The following is a 16,122-nucleotide window of genomic DNA, read 5'->3' on the forward strand; positions in this document are numbered from 1 at the left end:
GGCACGACGGTTGCGCATGGTGGGCACGTGGTGCCCACCCTACACGGGCAGCACGCGATGGTAATGGGCACCACGTGCCCAACATGCGTGCCACCAACGTCAGAACAGGTGCTTCAGGAAGAACGCGTCGGTGCGGCTGTTGGCCAGCGTCGCGTCGGCCGCGTGGTGGCTGCTGCCGTTGGGGCGGGCGAACGCGTGGTCGCGGCCCGGATACACGTACACCTCGGTGTCCGGCTTGGCTTCCAGCGTGGCGCGGATCGCTTCCTGGGCCGGCGGCGGAATGTAGGCGTCGGCGCCGGCCAGGTGGTACAGCACCGGCTTCGTGATGTTGGCCGCCTCGGCCAGGAAGTTGTCGGTGCCGCCGCCGTAGTAGGCCGCGAAGGCGTCGCCGTCGGTGCGCGCCGCCGCCAGGTAGGTCAGCAGGCCGCCCAGGCAGTAGCCGGTGACGCCGACCTTGCCGTTGCCGCCTTCCAGCGTGCGCGCGGCGGCGATGGTCGCGGCGATGTCCTGCACGCCCTTGTCGACATCGAAGCTCTGGTACAGGGCCATGCCCTTCTCGAAGTCGGCCTCGCTCAGCTGCACGCCCGGCTCGGCGCGCCAGAACAGGTCCGGTGCCACGGCGATATAGCCTTTCAGTGCGTAATTGCGGACGATGCTGCGCATGCCCTCGTTGATGCCGAAGATCTCCTGGACGACGATCACGACCGGATGCGGCCCCGGGGTGGACGGGTATTCGACATAGCAGTTGAAGGTGCCGTCCGCGACGGTCACGGGCAGTTGCGTGGACATGGTGGTGTACTCCTGAGTTGAAGATGCATGCATCATAGGCGATCCGGGAAGCGGCTGGGAGACGTGGCGCAGCGCTCGGGCAGTATTCCGCAATGCGGAAGATCATTGCACTATCCGATTGCCAAAGGTCGTGCAATAATATAGCCCGTCCTATGTCTTATATAAGACTTAGCCAGATGACAAGAAAAGACAGCGACATTTGCGGCCGCCACACATAGAGGTCCCGACGGAGTATGATTTCGCGATCCGTTCATCGCGCCGGCCAGGCGATGTCTTTTTGTTGAGTATTCGAACCCTTCCCGCACATCGAGGAACAAGCGTATGAGCAGTGATCAGACCATCATCTACACCCTGACCGACGAGGCGCCCCTGCTGGCTACCCATGCCTTCCTGCCCGTCATCGAAACCTTCGCCAAGCCGGCCGGCATTACCATCGAAGAGAGCGACATCTCGGTCGCTGCGCGCATCCTCGCGGCCTTCCCGGAACGCCTGACCGAAGCGCAGCGCGTGCCGGACGCCCTGTCGGAACTGGGCAAGCTCACCCTGACCCCGGAAGCGAACATCATCAAGCTGCCGAACATCTCGGCGTCGGTGGGCCAGCTGCAGGCCGCCATCAAGGAACTGCAGGGCAAGGGCTACGACCTGCCCGACTACCCGGCCAACCCGACCACCGACGAAGAAAAGGACATCAAGGCCCGCTATGCCAAGTGCATCGGCTCCGCCGTGAACCCGGTCCTGCGCGAAGGTAACTCGGACCGCCGCGCGCCGAAGGCCGTCAAGGAATACGCACGCAAGAATCCGCACTCGATGGGCGAATGGTCGGCCGCCTCGCGCACCCACGTCTCGCACATGACCCACGGCGACTTCTACCACGGCGAGAAGTCGATGACCCTGGACCGCGCGCGCGACGTGCGCATGGAACTGGTCACCAAGTCGGGCCAGACCGTCGTGCTGAAGCAGAAGGTCGCGCTGAAGGACGGCGAGATCATCGACTCGATGTTCATGAGCCGCAAGGCCCTGATCGAGTTCTACGAGCAGCAGATCGAGGACGCCAAGAAGACCGGCATGATGTTCTCGCTGCACGTCAAGGCCACCATGATGAAGGTCTCGCACCCGATCGTGTTCGGCCACGCCGTGCGCACCTTCTACAAGGAAGCCTTCGCCAAGCACCAGGAAACCCTGGACAGCCTGGGCGTGAACGTCAACAACGGCATGGCCGACCTGTACAACAAGATCGAGAAGCTGCCGGAATCCCAGCGCGACGAGATCATCCGCGACATCCACGCCTGCCAGGAACACCAGCCGGAACTGGCCATGGTCGACTCGGCCAAGGGCATCACCAACTTCCACTCGCCGAACGACGTGATCGTCGACGCGTCGATGCCGGCCATGATCCGCGCCGGCGGCAAGATGTACGGCGCCGACGGCCGCCTGAAGGAAGTCAAGGCCGTGCTGCCGGAATCGACCTTCGCCCGTATCTACCAGGAGATCATCAACTTCTGCAAATGGCACGGCGCCTTCGACCCGCGCACCATGGGCACCGTCCCGAACGTCGGCCTGATGGCCCAGCAGGCCGAGGAATACGGCTCGCACGACAAGACCTTCGAAATCCAGGAAGACGGCGTCGCCAACATCGTCGACATCGCCACCGGCGAAGTGCTGATGTCGCAGAACGTCGAGACCGGCGACATCTGGCGCATGTGCCAGACCAAGGACGCGGCGATCCGCGACTGGGTCAAGCTGGCCGTCACCCGCGCCCGCAACTCGGGCATGACCGCCGTGTTCTGGCTGGACCCGTACCGTCCGCACGAGAACGAGCTGATCAAGAAGGTCAAGACCTACCTGAAGGACCACGACACCACGGGCCTGGACATCCAGATCATGTCGCAGGTGCGTGCGATGCGCTTCACGCTGGAACGCGTGGTGCGCGGCCTGGACACCATCTCGGTGACCGGCAACATCCTGCGCGACTACCTGACCGACCTGTTCCCGATCATGGAACTGGGCACCAGCGCCAAGATGCTGTCGATCGTCCCGCTGATGGCCGGCGGCGGCATGTACGAAACGGGCGCCGGCGGCTCGGCACCGAAGCACGTGCAGCAGCTGGTCGAGGAAAACCACCTGCGCTGGGATTCGCTGGGCGAATTCCTGGCCCTGGCCGTGTCGCTGGAAGACCTGGGCCTCAAGACCGGCAGCGCCAAGGCGAAGCTGCTGGCCAAGACCCTGGACGCCGCCACCGGCAAGCTGCTGGACAACCGCAAGTCGCCGTCGCCGAAGACCGGTGAGCTCGACAACCGCGGCAGCCAGTTCTACCTGTCGCTGTACTGGGCCCAGGAACTGGCCGCGCAGACGGAGGATGCCGAACTGGCCGCCTACTTCGTGCCGCTGGCCAAGAGCCTGGCCGACAACGAAACCAAGATCGTCGCCGAACTGCTGGAAATCCAGGGCAAGCCGGTCGACATCGGCGGCTACTACAAGCCGGACAGCGCCAAGGTGAAAGCCGTGATGCGTCCGAGCGCGACCTTCAACGCCGCGCTGGCGTCGGTCGGGGCCTGAGCAGGCAAGTAACCGGTACCGCACGCATATGCGGTACCGGTAGCAATGAAAACGTCGTCCCCGCGCAGGCGGGGATCCAATTTTGCGAGCGTCTCGATAACGCGAGCACCACTTGGATCCCCGCCTCCGCGGGGACGACGTTTTTTTCGATGCGTCGATTACTTGGCCGCGCGCTTCACCACCACCCCATCCTTCATCACGAACACCACGCGTTCCGTGACCGTGATGTCCTCCAGCGGATTGCCCGGCACGGCCACGATGTCGGCCAGCTTGCCCTGTTCCAGCGTGCCCACGCGGTCGATCGTGCCGAGCAGGCGCGCCGCGTTCGCCGTGCCCGCCAGCAGCGACTGGGACGGGCTCAGGCCCTCCTTGACCATGAAGCCGAACTCGCGCGCGTTGGTGCCGTGCTTGCCCACGCCTGCATCGGTGCCCAGCGCGACCGGCACGCCGATCTTGACGGCGTGCGCGAACGTCTGGCGCAGGTGGGCGGAGGCGGCGCGGCCCTTGGCGGCGATCGGCGGCGGGAAGCTGGCGATCTTGTCCTCGACGTTGACGACGGCCGAGATGGTCGGCACCAGGTAGACGTTCTTCGCCTTCATCATGCGCAGCGTCTCGTCCTCGACGAAGCTGCCGTGCTCGATCGAATCGACGCCGGCCGCCACCGCCAGGCGCGCCGCCTTGTCGCCATGCGCGTGCGCGGCCGCCTTGCGTCCCCAGGCATGGGCTTCGTCGATGATGGCCGCCATTTCCTCCTGCGTCAGCTCGGGCGCGTCGATGGGATCGGACAGCGACAGCACGCCGCCCGAGGGCATGAACTTGACGACGTCGGCGCCGTACTTGATTTGGTAGCGCACCGCCGCGCGGCATTCGGACGGGCCGTTGCACACGCCCTGGAGCGGCCCGGCGACGGCGATCTTCTGCGGCGGGTACGGGTCCTGGTCGGCGTGGCCGCCGGTCGAGCCGACGGCGTAGTTCGCGACCAGCATGCGCGGCCCCGGGATCTTGCCGGCATCGATGGCGTTGCGCAGGCCCAGCGCCAGCCAGTCGGTGGCGCCGAGGTCGCGCACCGACGTGAAGCCCGCTTCCAGCGTCACGCGCGCATTGTAGGCGCCGTACAGCGCCTGCTCGGCCGGAAAGCGCATCATGTTGTCGAAGAAGTCGCCGTACCAGTTGCCCGTGGTCTGGCCGGACAGGTGCACGTGGGTGTCGATGAAGCCCGGCAGGATGGTGGCGTCGCCCAGGTCGATCACGTCGGCGTCGGGCGGGATCTCGGTCGCGCCGACGCGCGTGATGCGGTTGCCCACGACGAGCACCTGGGCATGGTCGACCAGCTTGCCGCTGACGGCGTCGAACATGTGCGCGGCGCGCAGGACGGTGGGATGGGGCGCGGCATCGGCGGCAAGGCTGCCGCCGGCCGCCAGGAACAACATGGAAATACCCAGCCTGCGGCAGGCGACAGTCACTTTCATAGCGCTAGTCCATCGATAAAAAACGTCGATGGTACGCCCGCACTTTTCGTGCAGCAACACCTCCTTTGACCAGGCCGCTTGGCTGCGCCCCATCAGGCGCAACCGCATCGGCCATTGCTACTGCAGGTTAATCGCCACCAACGTCCCCTTGGTGCTCGAGATATACAGCACGCCATTGGACGAGATCGACAAGTCGCCGCCGAAGGGATAACGCCACACGACCTTGTGGGTGGCCAGGTCGATCGCGAGGGTGCGGCTGGAATTGCTCACGAACGCCAGGTTGCGCGTCGCGATCATTCGGGGAACGTCGGCGGTATCGATATCGCTTCCCAGCGATTCCGAGGACCATAGCAAGCTGCCATCGGCCGGCGCACGCGCTTCCAGCACGGTGCCGTAGCCATTGAGCACATAGATCACTCCTTCGCCGAGGACTGGCGGCCCGTACATGGTCCCGTTAACCGTCCATGCGAGCGTACGCTTGCCCGTATCGAATGCCATCAAGGTGCGGTGGTCGATGACATAGGCGTGCTGTCCGGCCAGGACCACCGGCACGCTCGAGCCGCTGGACAGGTAGTAGGGGTCGGCAACCGACCACTTGTCCCTGCCGGTGGCGGTGTCCACGGCGATCAGCGACCCCTGCATAAAGGCATAGGCGTGGCTGGCGTCGACAGCCGGCGTCCAGCCATCGTATTGCGGCATCGAGGTTTGCCACGTCTCGGCCTTGCTCGCGGACGAGAACTTGCTCATGCCGCCGTTAAGCCCGCTCTCGGTGTACACGTCGGGGCCGAAGACGGTCGGCGCCAGGTAGGCATCCCATTGCGTGCTCAAGACGGTCTTGCTCAGCAGCGCGCCGGTGCGCTGGTCGAGGATCCAGAAAAAGGCGTCGTCGAACTGGCCCGTGGTCGCCACGTAGACCTGGCCGTTGCCGGCTGCCGGCGAATTGGCGCGGTGCGGGCTGCCCAAGGGAACGCGCCACAGGACGGCACCGCTTGCCTCGCTGATGGCGGCGACTTCGGAACCGCCCCCTTCCGCGCCACGTGTCACATACACCATGCCGTTGTCGTGGGCGATGGAGTTGTACCGCCAGTCGCCGTTCACCTTAGCCGGAACGCTCCAGCGACGGCTGAACCTGGCGACATCGATGCTGGCTGCGACATAGCCCGTATGGCCCGCATTGCCCTGGTAGGTGGACCAGGCGCCGGCGCCCGGCAGCGGCGTCAGGGCGGTCAGGTTGCTGGCCGGCTTCACCGAAACCTTCACGGGCACGATCCACGGCGAACCCGCAAGCGGCGAACGGCACGACATCGGGTCGTCCCGGCACAGGCGCACTTCGACATTGGCGGTATAGTCGCCTTGGGCCAGCGTCGTGGCATTGGTCAGCCTGACGGTGAAGTTGCTCGGGGTGACGTTGGCCAAGGTCGCTGTAACCAGGCCCGCGGGATCGACGACGCCGACCCGGAAGTTCTGGCGTACCAGGTCCGCGTTGGCCTTGCCCTGGATCTCGACGCTCGCGGCTTCGCCCGGGAAAGTCTGGAGCACCGGCGCGGATGGCGTCAGCGCCAGGCGGCTTGCCGCCTCCGTTGCCGGCTTCGCGGTGATCTTCACCGGCACGCGCCAGGGAGAACCCGGGAACGGCTTGCTGCACACGGTCGGCGTGTCTTCGCACACGCGTACCTCGAGGCTCGTCTGGTGCGTCCCCGCTGCCAGCCTGGCCGTTGCCAGCGTGGCACGGTAGTGCATCGTATCCAGCGCCGTGAACCGCATGGCGTTCGTCACGATACCGTTCGGATCGATCACCGCGATGTTGAACGGTGCACTGAACGTCCGGGTGGAGGTGGCGACCAGCTCGATGGGGATGTCGTCGCCCTCGTAGCCGGAGACGTCGACGGGATTCGGGTTGAACGTCAGCCAGGCGCCATCAGGGCTGGAAGGCTGGCTGCCCGTTCCGGAGGTAACGTCGCCGCCACCGCCACCACCACCACCGCCGCAGCCAGCCAGTACCACGCCCAGCACCAGCGAACCGGCAAAGCGAGAAATGAAATGCATGAGTCAACCACCCCTGGACGTAAATTTTTGTAAAGGGGCGTATTGTAATGCAATATTTACACGTCAAAACTTGCACATTTTCACGTAAAAATGACTACGGAAAAAAAGTTGTCGTTGACTGGCTGCGGCATTGCCGCTCGCCATTCCCGCAGCAGCGACTGGCACAGATGCCCTGGACTTGGAAACGATCGGCGCGCCGGACGAGATTACCGCGGCGTGCGCTGATAGGAACCGGCAGCGTTGTCGATGACAACGCTCGCCTGGGCGCCGGCGTCCGCTTGCCCGGCGGAGAACGTCTTGCCGCCCGGCACGGCCGCCGCTTCCTGTGCCAGCGCAATCGTCTGCCCCGGGAAGGCCAGGCCGATACCGGCGGCTTCCAGGCGTTCGTAGATCGCCAGCAGCAGCTGCTCGCGGATGATGACCTGGGTGTCGAACTCGCGCACGTCGATGTACGCGAACACCTCGATGTTGAAGGCGCGGTCGCTGATGCTGCCCAGGCGGGCGCGGTAGCCTTCCGCCATGTTCTTTTCCTGCCCCAGCACCTGCTGGACGATGGCGATGGCTTCCTTCAGCTTGGCGTGCGGCGTGCGGTAGCCGATGGCGATCACGGGATTGAACAGGAAGCGGTCGCGCTCCGCGAAGTTCTCGATCTGGCGCGCCGACAGGTCGCCGTTCGGGATCGTGACGACGGTGCGCTCGCCGGTGCGGATGCGGGTCGAGCGGATGCCGACGTCCTCCACCGTGCCCACCACGTCGCCGACCTTGATGAAGTCGCCCACCTGCATCGGACGGTCGGCGATCACGGTCACGCTGCCGACCAGGTTCTCCACGGTCTTCTGCGCGCCCAGCGCCAGCGCGATGCCGCCGATCCCCAGCGCCGCAATGCCCGTGGTGACGTCAATGCCGAAGGTGTCGAGGATGCCGATCCCGGACAGCACCAGCAGCAGCACCTTGGCGGTGCGCCGCAGCAGGGTGATGACGGAGACGATCTGGCGCCGCTGGCTGCGCTGCATGCGCGCGATCGCCAGCGCGGCCACGGCGTCGACCAGGCGCAGGCCGAACCACACGAAGGCGATCACGCTGACGATGCCCGTGTAGCGCAGCAGCGTTTGGCGCGCCACGATCGCGACGGACAGGCGCTCGGCCCAATGGTAGAACACGAAGACGGCGATCAACAGGCTCACGGGCGGCAGCGCCGCTTCCAGGAACCGGTAGACACCGTTGGTCGAGGCGCCCGCGACCTTGCGGATGAGCGCCACGACGAGCGCGGAAAACAGCCACAGTCCGCCGAACACGAGGACGCCGATGCCGAGCAGCAGGCCCCAGTCCTTCAGCGGCGCGCCGGCAACGATGTAGCCATCCTGTTCGCCTTCCTGCACGGCCTTTTGCGCCGCGGGGTCGCGCCTGGTGGCGGCCGCCACCTGGTCCAGCGTCGTGCTGGACACCCGCCATACCTGCAGGTCGCCGTCCTTGCCCCGCTCCAGCAGGATCGGCACCTTCTTGCCCTGCAGCGTGACTTCGCCGATGTCTTCCTGGTCGATGGGGAGGTCGTCGTCGATCCTGCCGGCGGCATCGTTGGACAGGGCGGCGAAGGGCTTGAACGTGCCGCCGTTGTCGAGCAGCGCGTGGAAGGCGCGCGCCTGGCTGACGGCGGCCAGGCGCTGCCTGTTGCTGCCGCCGGCGGGCAGGTCGAGGTACTGGACGGCGCGGTCGTAATCGAGTTCGGCCAGCGCCTCGATCAGGCCGGACACCATCGAGCGCGGCGTCTCGCGCTTGAGCGGGTCGGGCTGGACGGTCGCGGCGGGCGCCTCCGCCGGTTCGCCGGGAGCGGCGAAGCCGGGCGGCGCCAGCAGCGCGACCAGGAAAAGGATCAGGAAACTGAGGGAAAAACGCAAACGCAAAACGACGGCTCCTTCGACTTCGAATCCGAAAAGTCTAGCATCCGGTCGAGGTCGCGTTCGCACGGTTGACGCAGTGCACCATCCGCGCAAGAGGATGGCGGGCATGGGATGCCCACCCTGCAATTGGCACTCCGTGAACGTGGCCGCCGCTTACAAACCGCCGCGCCGCGCGGCGTGCTTGCCCAGCGCCGCCAGGTCCAGGTCGGCGTCGCCCTGGTCCACCGCATCCTGCAGCGTGGCCTTGAGGGTCTCGCCGAAGGCCAGCGGCAGGCCCTGGTCCTGGGCCGCTTCCACGGCCAGGCGCACGTCCTTCAAGCCCAGCGACAGCTTGAATCCGGCCGGGCTGTAGCGCTCCTCGGCGATCATGCCGCCATAGCCCTTGTAGACGGGCGAGCCGGCGAACAGGGTGCTGGTGATCAGGTCGATGAAGCCGGCCGGCGCCACCCCGTGGGCGCGCGCCAGCGCCGTGCCCTCGCCCGTCGCCTCGATGGCGCAGGCCAGCATCAGGTTGCACGCGAGCTTGACGGCGTTCGCCTGTTCCGGCGCGGTACCGAAGCGCCAGGTCTTCTGGCCCATCAGGTCCAGCAGTGGCTGCACGCGCGCAACGAGTTCGTCGCTGCCGCCGGCCAGGATGTTCAGCTTGCCCGCTGCGGCGACGTCCACGCGGCCCAGCACGGGCGCCGCCACGTAGCCGACGCCGCGCTCGACGTGCAGGGCCGCCATCTCGCGCGCGAACGCGACCGAGACGGTGGCCATGTTGACGTGGATGCTGCCCGGCGCCATGGCCGCGAGGACGCCGCCGTCGAGCAGCACGGCGCGGGTGGCGGCATCGTCGGCCAGCATGGTGAACACGACGTCGGCGATGCCGCACTCGGCGGGCGTCGCCGCCGGCTTGGCGCCCCGCGCGGCCAGCGCCTGGACGGGTTCGGGGCTGCGGTTCCAGACATGGACGGGCTGGCCGGAGGCGAGAAGATTGGCGGCCATGTGCTGGCCCATGGCGCCCAGGCCGATGAATGCGATGGTCATGAGAAATCCTTGTAACGTATCGTATCGCTCGCGGCGAAAACCCTATTAGAACAGTATTTGTGCAGGGGCGCCGCGTATCGTTCTGTATCACAGTGTACCCAGGGCCCACCTGCCCCCCGGTTCTTGGTAAGCTGCACGGCAACTGCTGAATACTGCATCGAACCGGCCGTATTCGCGCCACGACCTGCCGTCAATCGACTGGATCCGCCATGCCGAAGTTCTTCATTGCCCGCCCGATCTTCGCGATCGTCCTGTCCCTCCTGGTCATGCTGGGCGGCGGCTTGTCGATCTTCACGCTGCCCATCGAGCAGTTCCCGCCGATCGCGCCGCCATCCATCCAGATCAACGCCAGCTATGCGGGCGCCTCGGCGTCGACGATGCAGAACACGGTGGTGCAGGTGATCGAGCAGCAGATGAGCGGCATCGACAAGCTGATGTACATGGCCTCGACCAGCGACGACAGCGGCCGTTCGACCACCACGCTGACGTTCGAGAGCGGGGCCGACCCCGACATCGCCCAGGTGCAGGTGCAGAACAAGCTGCAGCTGGCCACGCCGCTGCTGCCGGCCCAGGTGCAGCAGTCGGGCGTGCGCGTGACCAAGTCCAGCAGTTCCTTCCTGATGGTGATCGGCTTCGTCTCGACCGACCACAGCATGAGCAAGTACGACATCGCCAACTTCCTCGCGTCGCGCGTGCAGGATCCCCTCAGCCGCGTCGAGGGCGTGGGCGACCTGAACGTGTACGGCACCCAGTACGCGATGCGGGTCTGGCTCGACCTGTCGAAGCTGAATTCCTTCGCCCTGAACCCGATGGACGTCACCACCGCGCTGACGGCGCAGAACGTGCAGGTGTCCGCCGGCCAGATCGGCGGCCTGCCCGCCACCAGCGACCAGCAGCTGGCCGCCACCATCACCGGCTCGACGCTGCTGCGCACGCCCGAGGACTTCGGCGCCGTCGTGCTGAAGTCGGAAAAGAACGGCGCCATCGTGCGCCTGCGCGACGTCGCCCGCATCGAACGGGGTCCGGAAAACTTCATCGTCGACAACCGCTACAACGGCGAGCCCTCCTCCGGCCTGGGTGTGCAGCTCGCGCCGGGCGCCAACGCGCTGCAGACGGCGGAACTGATCCGCGCCCGCATCAAGGAGCTGGAACCGATCTTCCCGAAGGGCCTGAAGGTCGTGTACCCGAACGACGTCACCCCGTTCATCAAGGTGTCGATCGAGGAAGTGGTCAAGACGCTCATCGAGGGCATCGTGCTGGTGGTGCTCGTGATGTACCTGTTCATGCAGAACATCCGCGCCACGCTGATCCCGTCGATCACGGTGCCGGTCGTGCTGCTCGGGACCTTCGGCCTGATGGCGGCGCTGGGCTTCACGATCAACACGCTGTCGATGTTCGGCCTGGTGCTGGCGATCGGCCTGCTGGTCGACGACGCCATCGTCGTCGTCGAGAACGTCGAGCGCATCATGCAGGAAGAAAAGCTGCCGGCGAAGGAAGCGACCAGCAAGGCCATGGAAGAAATCAGCGGCGCCCTGGTCGGCGTGGCGATGGTGCTGTGCGCCGTGTTCGTGCCGGTGGCCTTCTCGCCGGGGACCGTGGGCGCGATCTACCGCCAGTTCGCGCTGACCATCGTCGCCTCGATGCTGCTGTCCGTGTTCGTCGCGCTGTCGCTCACGCCGGCGCTGTGCGCCATGATGCTCAAGCCGCCGGAGGCGCACGACAAGGGCTTCTTCGGCTGGTTCAACCGCGGCTTCGAAAAGAGCCGCGACTGGTACGTCAAGCGCACGCAGGGCATCTACAAGCGCCCGGTGCGCTGGATGCTCGTGTACGCCGCCGTGCTGGGGGCCGTGGCGCTCATGTTCTGGCGCCTGCCCACGTCCTTCCTGCCCAACGAGGACCAGGGTTTCCTGTTCGTGCAGGTGCAGACGCCGGCCGGCACGCCCCAATCGCGCACGGGCGCGGTGCTGGACCAGATCGCCACCTACCTGCTGAAGGAAGAGTCGGACATGGTCACGGCCACGTTCACCGTCAACGGCAACAACAACGCGGGACGCAACCAGAGCCAGGGCCAGATCTTCGTGCGCTTGAAGGACTGGGACGAGCGCAAGGACGACAAGCTGTCCGTGGAGGCGCTGTCGGACCGCATCAAGAAACGCTTCGGGTCCAGCAACCTGGCCATCATCTTCCCCACCAGCCCACCGCCCATCCGCGGCCTGGGCAATGCCGCCGGCTTCGACTTCCAGCTGCAGGACCGCGCCGGCCTGGGCCACGACGCGCTGGCGCGCGCCCGCGACCAGCTGCTCGCCGCCGCGCGCAAGCACCCGGACCTGGCCCAGGTGCGCTACAACGGCGTGGCCGACAGCCCCGGCTTCAAGATCGACGTCGACCGCGAGAAGGCGGGCGCCTTCGGCGTCTCCCCGGCCGACATCGACCAGGCCTTCTCGATCGCCTGGGGTTCGCGCTACGTGAACAACTTCCTCGACACCGACAACCGCATCAAGCGCGTCTACGTGCAGGCGGCCGCGCCGTTCCGCATGAACCCGGACGATCTGTCGCGCCTGTACGTGCGCAACGGCGACGGCGCCATGGTGCCGTTCACCGCCCTGGCCAGCAGCCACTGGACCAATGGGCCTTCCCAGCTGCAGCGCTACAACGGCGTCGAATCGATGAACATCCAGGGCCAGGGCGCGCCCGGCAAGAGCTCGGGCGACGCGATGGCCGCGATGGAGGAGCTGGCGCGCCAGCTGCCGAAGGGGATCGGCTTCGAATGGACCGGCACGTCGTACCAGCAGAAGCAGTCCGGCAACCAGGCGCCGCTGCTGTACGCCCTGTCGATCCTCGTCGTGTTCCTGTGCCTGGCCGCGCTGTACGAGAGCTGGTCGATTCCCGTCGCCGTGATCCTGGTGGTGCCGCTGGGCGTGCTGGGCGCGCTGGCCGCGACCATGGCGCGCGGCCTGACCAACGACGTCTATTTCCAGGTGGGCCTGCTGGTGACCATTGGCCTGTCGGCCAAGAACGCGATCCTGATGATCGAATTCGCCCACATGCGCCAGCTCGAAGGCGCCAGCGCCGAGGAAGCCGCCACCGACGCCGCCCACTTGCGCCTCCGTCCCATCCTCATGACGTCGCTGGCCTTCGTGCTGGGCGTGCTGCCGCTGGCCATCTCGCGCGGCGCGGGCGCCGCCAGCCAGCACGCGATCGGCACCGGCGTGATCGGCGGCATGCTCACGGCGACCTTCGTGGCGACGCTGATGATCCCGATGTTCTACGTCGTCGTCAGCAAGCTGTTCGGCGGGCGCAAGGCGAAGCAGCCGGCCGCGCAGCCGAAAGAGCCGGCGACGCAGGTCTGAGGCGGGGGACGGCATGTTCATCGTCGGCACCGCCTGCCTGTTCCTGCTGGTGGCCACCACGGTGGTCCACTACGAGGTGCTGCGCCTGCTGACGGCCGTGCTGCCGGCCTTGCGCATCGAACCGCGCCTGCGCCTCGTGTTCGTCATCCTGGGCGCGTTCGTCGCCCACTTCGCCGAGATCCTGCTGTACGGCGTCGCCTACTACGTGCTGGCAACGCGCTTCCACGTGGGCGGCATGGGCGCGCCGGGACCGCTGCCCTTTTCGCGCTGCCTGTATTTCTCGGCCGAGACCTATACGACGCTGGGCTACGGCGACGTGCTGCCCTTCGGCGACCTGCGCCTGCTGGCGGGACTGGAAGCGCTGAACGGCATGCTGCTGATGGGGTGGACGGCGTCGTACACGTACTTGTCGATGGAGCGGCTGTGGCACGGCCGCGGCGACGCCGCTTGATCCTGCTTGATACTGTTTGATGCTTACTGCGACAGGATCCGGTCGAGCTCCTGCGCGATGCGGTCCATGCCCGCCTGCGTCGGGTGATAGCCGACCGGCTCGTCCCAGCTCGGCACGCGCGCCGGACGGTAGCCCGTGATGTAGTTGTCGCGCGCGCAGGCATCGTGGCTGGCGCCCAGCGCGGAAGCCTGCACCAGCGCGATCCGGTTGCGCGTTGCAGCGGCCTCGAATACCTGCGTCAGGCGCGTCGTGGTGGCGCGCATGCGCTGCGCTTCGTCGCGCGCCAGCGGGAGCGCCGCGCACGTCTTGCCGGCATCCTCGGGGACCGCAGGCAGGTAGCCGACCAGCACGATGCGCGCGTCGGGCGCCCGCTTGCGGACTGCCGCGATGACGCGGTCGAGCGACGCGGGCAAGGCGGCGAAGCGCTGCTCCAGCTGCGCCGTGTCCGACACCTTGCAATCGCCCTTCCCTTCGCTGCGGCACGAAAAGCCGAACAAGTCGCCGACGTAGCCGATGTCGTTGCCGCCGATGAGGATCGTCACGAGGCGCGTGTCCGGCGTCACCGCCTCGATCTGCGCCGGAAAGCCGTGCTGGCCGCGCACGAGGATGTTCTCGGTGGTGGCGCCCGAGCAGGCGACGTCGACGAGGTCGAGGTGGCGTTTCTGCGCGACCGTGCGCGCGTAGTTCGTCAGCGAGCGTCCGCAGCCGCCGCTGGCCGTGTCGCGCTGGCCGACGCCGGGACCGGCGGCGTAGGAGCTGCCCATCGACACATAACGCTCGCCCTCTGCCGAGGCGTTCGCCATCATGCCAGCCAGGACCAGGGACATGGCGCCAATCACGTTCGTCTTACGGTTTCTCGTCATCGTTTCACTCTCCAGAAATACCCACCCCAGGAAACGGTTAGGGCGCTACGGTGCCGATTTAACCATAACGCGACCTTACGTGCGCTAGCGCATTCGACGGCTTGATTCTTGTCGAGCCGCCTCTTTGCTGCTTCCGCAAGAATCCCGCGTCGGTCGAGGGCCTGCGTGATACCCCATCCGCCGTATCGCGTCGAAAGTGACGCCCCGACTTTTTACCTTCCGGAGGCAGCAATGGCAATCGATGTGTACCTGCAGATCGACGGCATCAAGGGTGAATCGCAGGATGACGAGCATAAGGACTGGATCGAAGTAACGGGCGTCCATTGGGGTGTCTTCCAACCGAAGAGCGCTACTGCGTCGACCGGTGGCGGGCACACCGCCGAACGTGCTGAACTCGACGACATCTCGTTTTCGAAACTTGCCGATCTGGCGTCGCCCATCCTTGCCCAGACATGCGCAATGGGGAAAACGATTCCCAAGGCAAAATTCGAATTTTTCCGCGCGGATGGAAACGGCAGACGCGTCAAATATTTCGAGATCGAACTCGATAATGTACTCGTGGGCATGGTCAAGCCGCACCTCGGCGGCAGCGAAACGTATTTGTCGGAAATCGTCAACCTGAAGTATTCCAGGATCAAGTGGAAATATACGCAGCAGAAAATAAGCGGCGGTAGCGGTGGCAACACGGCGGGCGGCTGGGATCTGGCCGGCAACAAGATCGTGTGACAGGAGCCGCGCGATGCCGTTCGATACCGAAAAATTTGCTGCCCACTTGCGCGAGCATGCGGGACGTCATAGCCAGTCGAGCTGCGCCAAATTTGTCCGGCGTGCGCTCGAAGCCGCAGGGGCAGATACAGGGTCGCATCCCAACTATGCAAAACACTATGGGCCAATATTATTACGCAACGGCTTTCACGCAATTTCGGTCGATAATCCTGACGGATTCGCCTTTCAGAAAGGCGACATCGTCGTCATGAACGCGACTAAGAAAGGGCACCAAGCTGGACATATCGCCGGCTACGATGGAACACAATGGATATCGGATTTTGTACAACGTGGATTCTGGCCAGGTCCAGCATACGCAAGGGAGAAGCCCAGCTATGTCGTCTACCGCCGCTAACTGCTTCGCCGTCGTTCTGGCGACTGCATGCACATTCGGATATGCCCCTACAGCGTCTGCGACAGAAACGCGCAGCGAGGCCGTCGTTGTCGCGCGACTCTACAAGGATTTTGGGTGGCAAGCGTTCGCGACTCAACAAGAACTGTTTGGCAAAGATATCTCGCATCAAGGCGAAGCAGTCCTGAAACGGTACTTCACGCCCGCATTGACGGACTTGCTGATGAAGGACGCCGCTTGCCAGATCAAATATCAAGGGATTTGCAACCTCGACGCCGATATCCTGTTCGATTCACAGGATCCGCGATTGGTCGATCTCGATGTACAAACAGTCGGCTCCGGCAAGGTATCGGTCACCTTCAAGGATCCGGTCACGGGTGAGCGCACGCAAATCGATTTCGACATGTCCCGCGTGCTCGGAACGTGGAAGATCGCCGACATCATCTATCCGGCACACGAAAACCTGTCGCTCAGAAAGCTCCTGTCGAAGAAGGTGCAGTAGCTGGCCTACACGGATGAAGCCATAAAAAAACCGGGGCAGGCGCCCCGGTTTT

12 protein-coding genes are annotated in these 16,122 nt (G+C 65.5%); 6 read left to right on the plus strand and 6 right to left on the minus strand.

Annotated elements, in window-relative coordinates; all coding sequences use genetic code 11:
• Positions 1-99 precede the first annotated feature (99 nt).
• A complete protein-coding gene (locus ACI1V7_RS19630; protein WP_404533468.1) occupies positions 100-789 on the minus strand; it encodes a dienelactone hydrolase family protein in 690 nt (229 codons plus the stop codon).
• Positions 790-1,110: 321 nt separating this feature from the next.
• On the opposite strand from ACI1V7_RS19630, the gene ACI1V7_RS19635 reads away from it, so the two are divergent.
• Entirely contained in the window at positions 1,111-3,345 is a 2,235-nt protein-coding gene (locus ACI1V7_RS19635) for an NADP-dependent isocitrate dehydrogenase (protein ID WP_404533469.1), read from the plus strand.
• A gap of 158 nt (positions 3,346-3,503) precedes the next feature.
• Here the strand turns inward: ACI1V7_RS19635 and ACI1V7_RS19640 are convergent, their stop codons facing one another.
• From ACI1V7_RS19640 to ACI1V7_RS19655, 4 genes are all read right to left on the minus strand, one after another.
• Positions 3,504-4,814, minus strand: coding sequence for a metal-dependent hydrolase family protein (locus tag ACI1V7_RS19640; RefSeq protein ID WP_404533470.1), 1,311 nt, complete (start codon positions 4,812-4,814; stop codon positions 3,504-3,506).
• A 117-nt stretch (positions 4,815-4,931) separates the two neighbouring features.
• Positions 4,932-6,860 (minus strand): outer membrane protein assembly factor BamB family protein, encoded by a 1,929-nt coding sequence (locus ACI1V7_RS19645; protein ID WP_404533471.1) that lies wholly within the window; start codon positions 6,858-6,860, stop codon positions 4,932-4,934.
• Positions 6,861-7,066: 206 nt separating this feature from the next.
• On the minus strand, positions 7,067-8,761 hold the full coding sequence (locus tag ACI1V7_RS19650; RefSeq protein WP_404533472.1) for a mechanosensitive ion channel family protein: 1,695 nt from the start codon (positions 8,759-8,761) through the stop codon (positions 7,067-7,069).
• Positions 8,762-8,911: 150 nt separating this feature from the next.
• Positions 8,912-9,787, minus strand: coding sequence for an NAD(P)-dependent oxidoreductase (locus tag ACI1V7_RS19655; protein ID WP_404533473.1), 876 nt, complete (start codon positions 9,785-9,787; stop codon positions 8,912-8,914).
• Positions 9,788-9,996: 209 nt separating this feature from the next.
• On the opposite strand from ACI1V7_RS19655, the gene ACI1V7_RS19660 reads away from it, so the two are divergent.
• Complete coding sequence (locus tag ACI1V7_RS19660) at positions 9,997-13,137, plus strand: efflux RND transporter permease subunit (protein WP_404533474.1); 3,141 nt, start codon at positions 9,997-9,999, stop codon at positions 13,135-13,137.
• Positions 13,138-13,150: 13 nt separating this feature from the next.
• Positions 13,151-13,588 (plus strand): ion channel, encoded by a 438-nt coding sequence (locus tag ACI1V7_RS19665; protein WP_404533475.1) that lies wholly within the window; start codon positions 13,151-13,153, stop codon positions 13,586-13,588.
• Between the two features lie 23 nt (positions 13,589-13,611).
• Here ACI1V7_RS19665 and ACI1V7_RS19670 read toward each other — a convergent pair whose 3' ends face one another.
• Positions 13,612-14,451 (minus strand): SGNH/GDSL hydrolase family protein, encoded by an 840-nt coding sequence (locus ACI1V7_RS19670; protein ID WP_404533476.1) that lies wholly within the window; start codon positions 14,449-14,451, stop codon positions 13,612-13,614.
• Positions 14,452-14,682: 231 nt separating this feature from the next.
• Here ACI1V7_RS19670 and ACI1V7_RS19675 point away from each other — a divergent pair, with 231 nt between their 5' ends.
• From ACI1V7_RS19675 to ACI1V7_RS19685, 3 genes are read left to right on the plus strand one after another with little or no spacing between them, the layout of a single operon-like run.
• Entirely contained in the window at positions 14,683-15,177 is a 495-nt protein-coding gene (locus ACI1V7_RS19675) for an Hcp family type VI secretion system effector (RefSeq protein ID WP_404533477.1), read from the plus strand.
• A gap of 13 nt (positions 15,178-15,190) precedes the next feature.
• On the plus strand, positions 15,191-15,571 hold the full coding sequence (locus ACI1V7_RS19680; protein WP_404533478.1) for a hypothetical protein: 381 nt from the start codon (positions 15,191-15,193) through the stop codon (positions 15,569-15,571).
• A complete protein-coding gene (locus tag ACI1V7_RS19685; RefSeq protein ID WP_404533479.1) occupies positions 15,552-16,070 on the plus strand; it encodes a YqhG/Tai3 family protein in 519 nt (172 codons plus the stop codon). Before ACI1V7_RS19680 ends, ACI1V7_RS19685 begins: the two co-directional genes overlap by 20 nt.
• Positions 16,071-16,122 lie beyond the last annotated feature (52 nt).

The sequence above is a fragment of the Massilia paldalensis genome, assembly GCF_044901715.1.
Lineage (GTDB): Bacteria > Pseudomonadota > Gammaproteobacteria > Burkholderiales > Burkholderiaceae_D > Telluria > Telluria paldalensis.

Excerpts from the sequence above, each read along its gene's own strand:
- ACI1V7_RS19630 (WP_404533468.1), bottom strand. The coding sequence starts at position 789 with ATGTCCACGCAACTGCCCGTGACCGTCGCGGACGGCACCTTCAACTGC.
- ACI1V7_RS19635 (WP_404533469.1), top strand. The coding sequence starts at position 1,111 with ATGAGCAGTGATCAGACCATCATCTACACCCTGACCGACGAGGCGCCC.
- ACI1V7_RS19640 (WP_404533470.1), bottom strand. The coding sequence starts at position 4,814 with ATGAAAGTGACTGTCGCCTGCCGCAGGCTGGGTATTTCCATGTTGTTC.
- ACI1V7_RS19645 (WP_404533471.1), bottom strand. The coding sequence starts at position 6,860 with ATGCATTTCATTTCTCGCTTTGCCGGTTCGCTGGTGCTGGGCGTGGTA.
- ACI1V7_RS19655 (WP_404533473.1), bottom strand. The coding sequence starts at position 9,787 with ATGACCATCGCATTCATCGGCCTGGGCGCCATGGGCCAGCACATGGCC.
- ACI1V7_RS19660 (WP_404533474.1), top strand. The coding sequence starts at position 9,997 with ATGCCGAAGTTCTTCATTGCCCGCCCGATCTTCGCGATCGTCCTGTCC.
- ACI1V7_RS19665 (WP_404533475.1), top strand. The coding sequence starts at position 13,151 with ATGTTCATCGTCGGCACCGCCTGCCTGTTCCTGCTGGTGGCCACCACG.
- ACI1V7_RS19670 (WP_404533476.1), bottom strand. The coding sequence starts at position 14,451 with ATGACGAGAAACCGTAAGACGAACGTGATTGGCGCCATGTCCCTGGTC.
- ACI1V7_RS19675 (WP_404533477.1), top strand. The coding sequence starts at position 14,683 with ATGGCAATCGATGTGTACCTGCAGATCGACGGCATCAAGGGTGAATCG.
- ACI1V7_RS19680 (WP_404533478.1), top strand. The coding sequence starts at position 15,191 with ATGCCGTTCGATACCGAAAAATTTGCTGCCCACTTGCGCGAGCATGCG.
- ACI1V7_RS19685 (WP_404533479.1), top strand. The coding sequence starts at position 15,552 with ATGTCGTCTACCGCCGCTAACTGCTTCGCCGTCGTTCTGGCGACTGCA.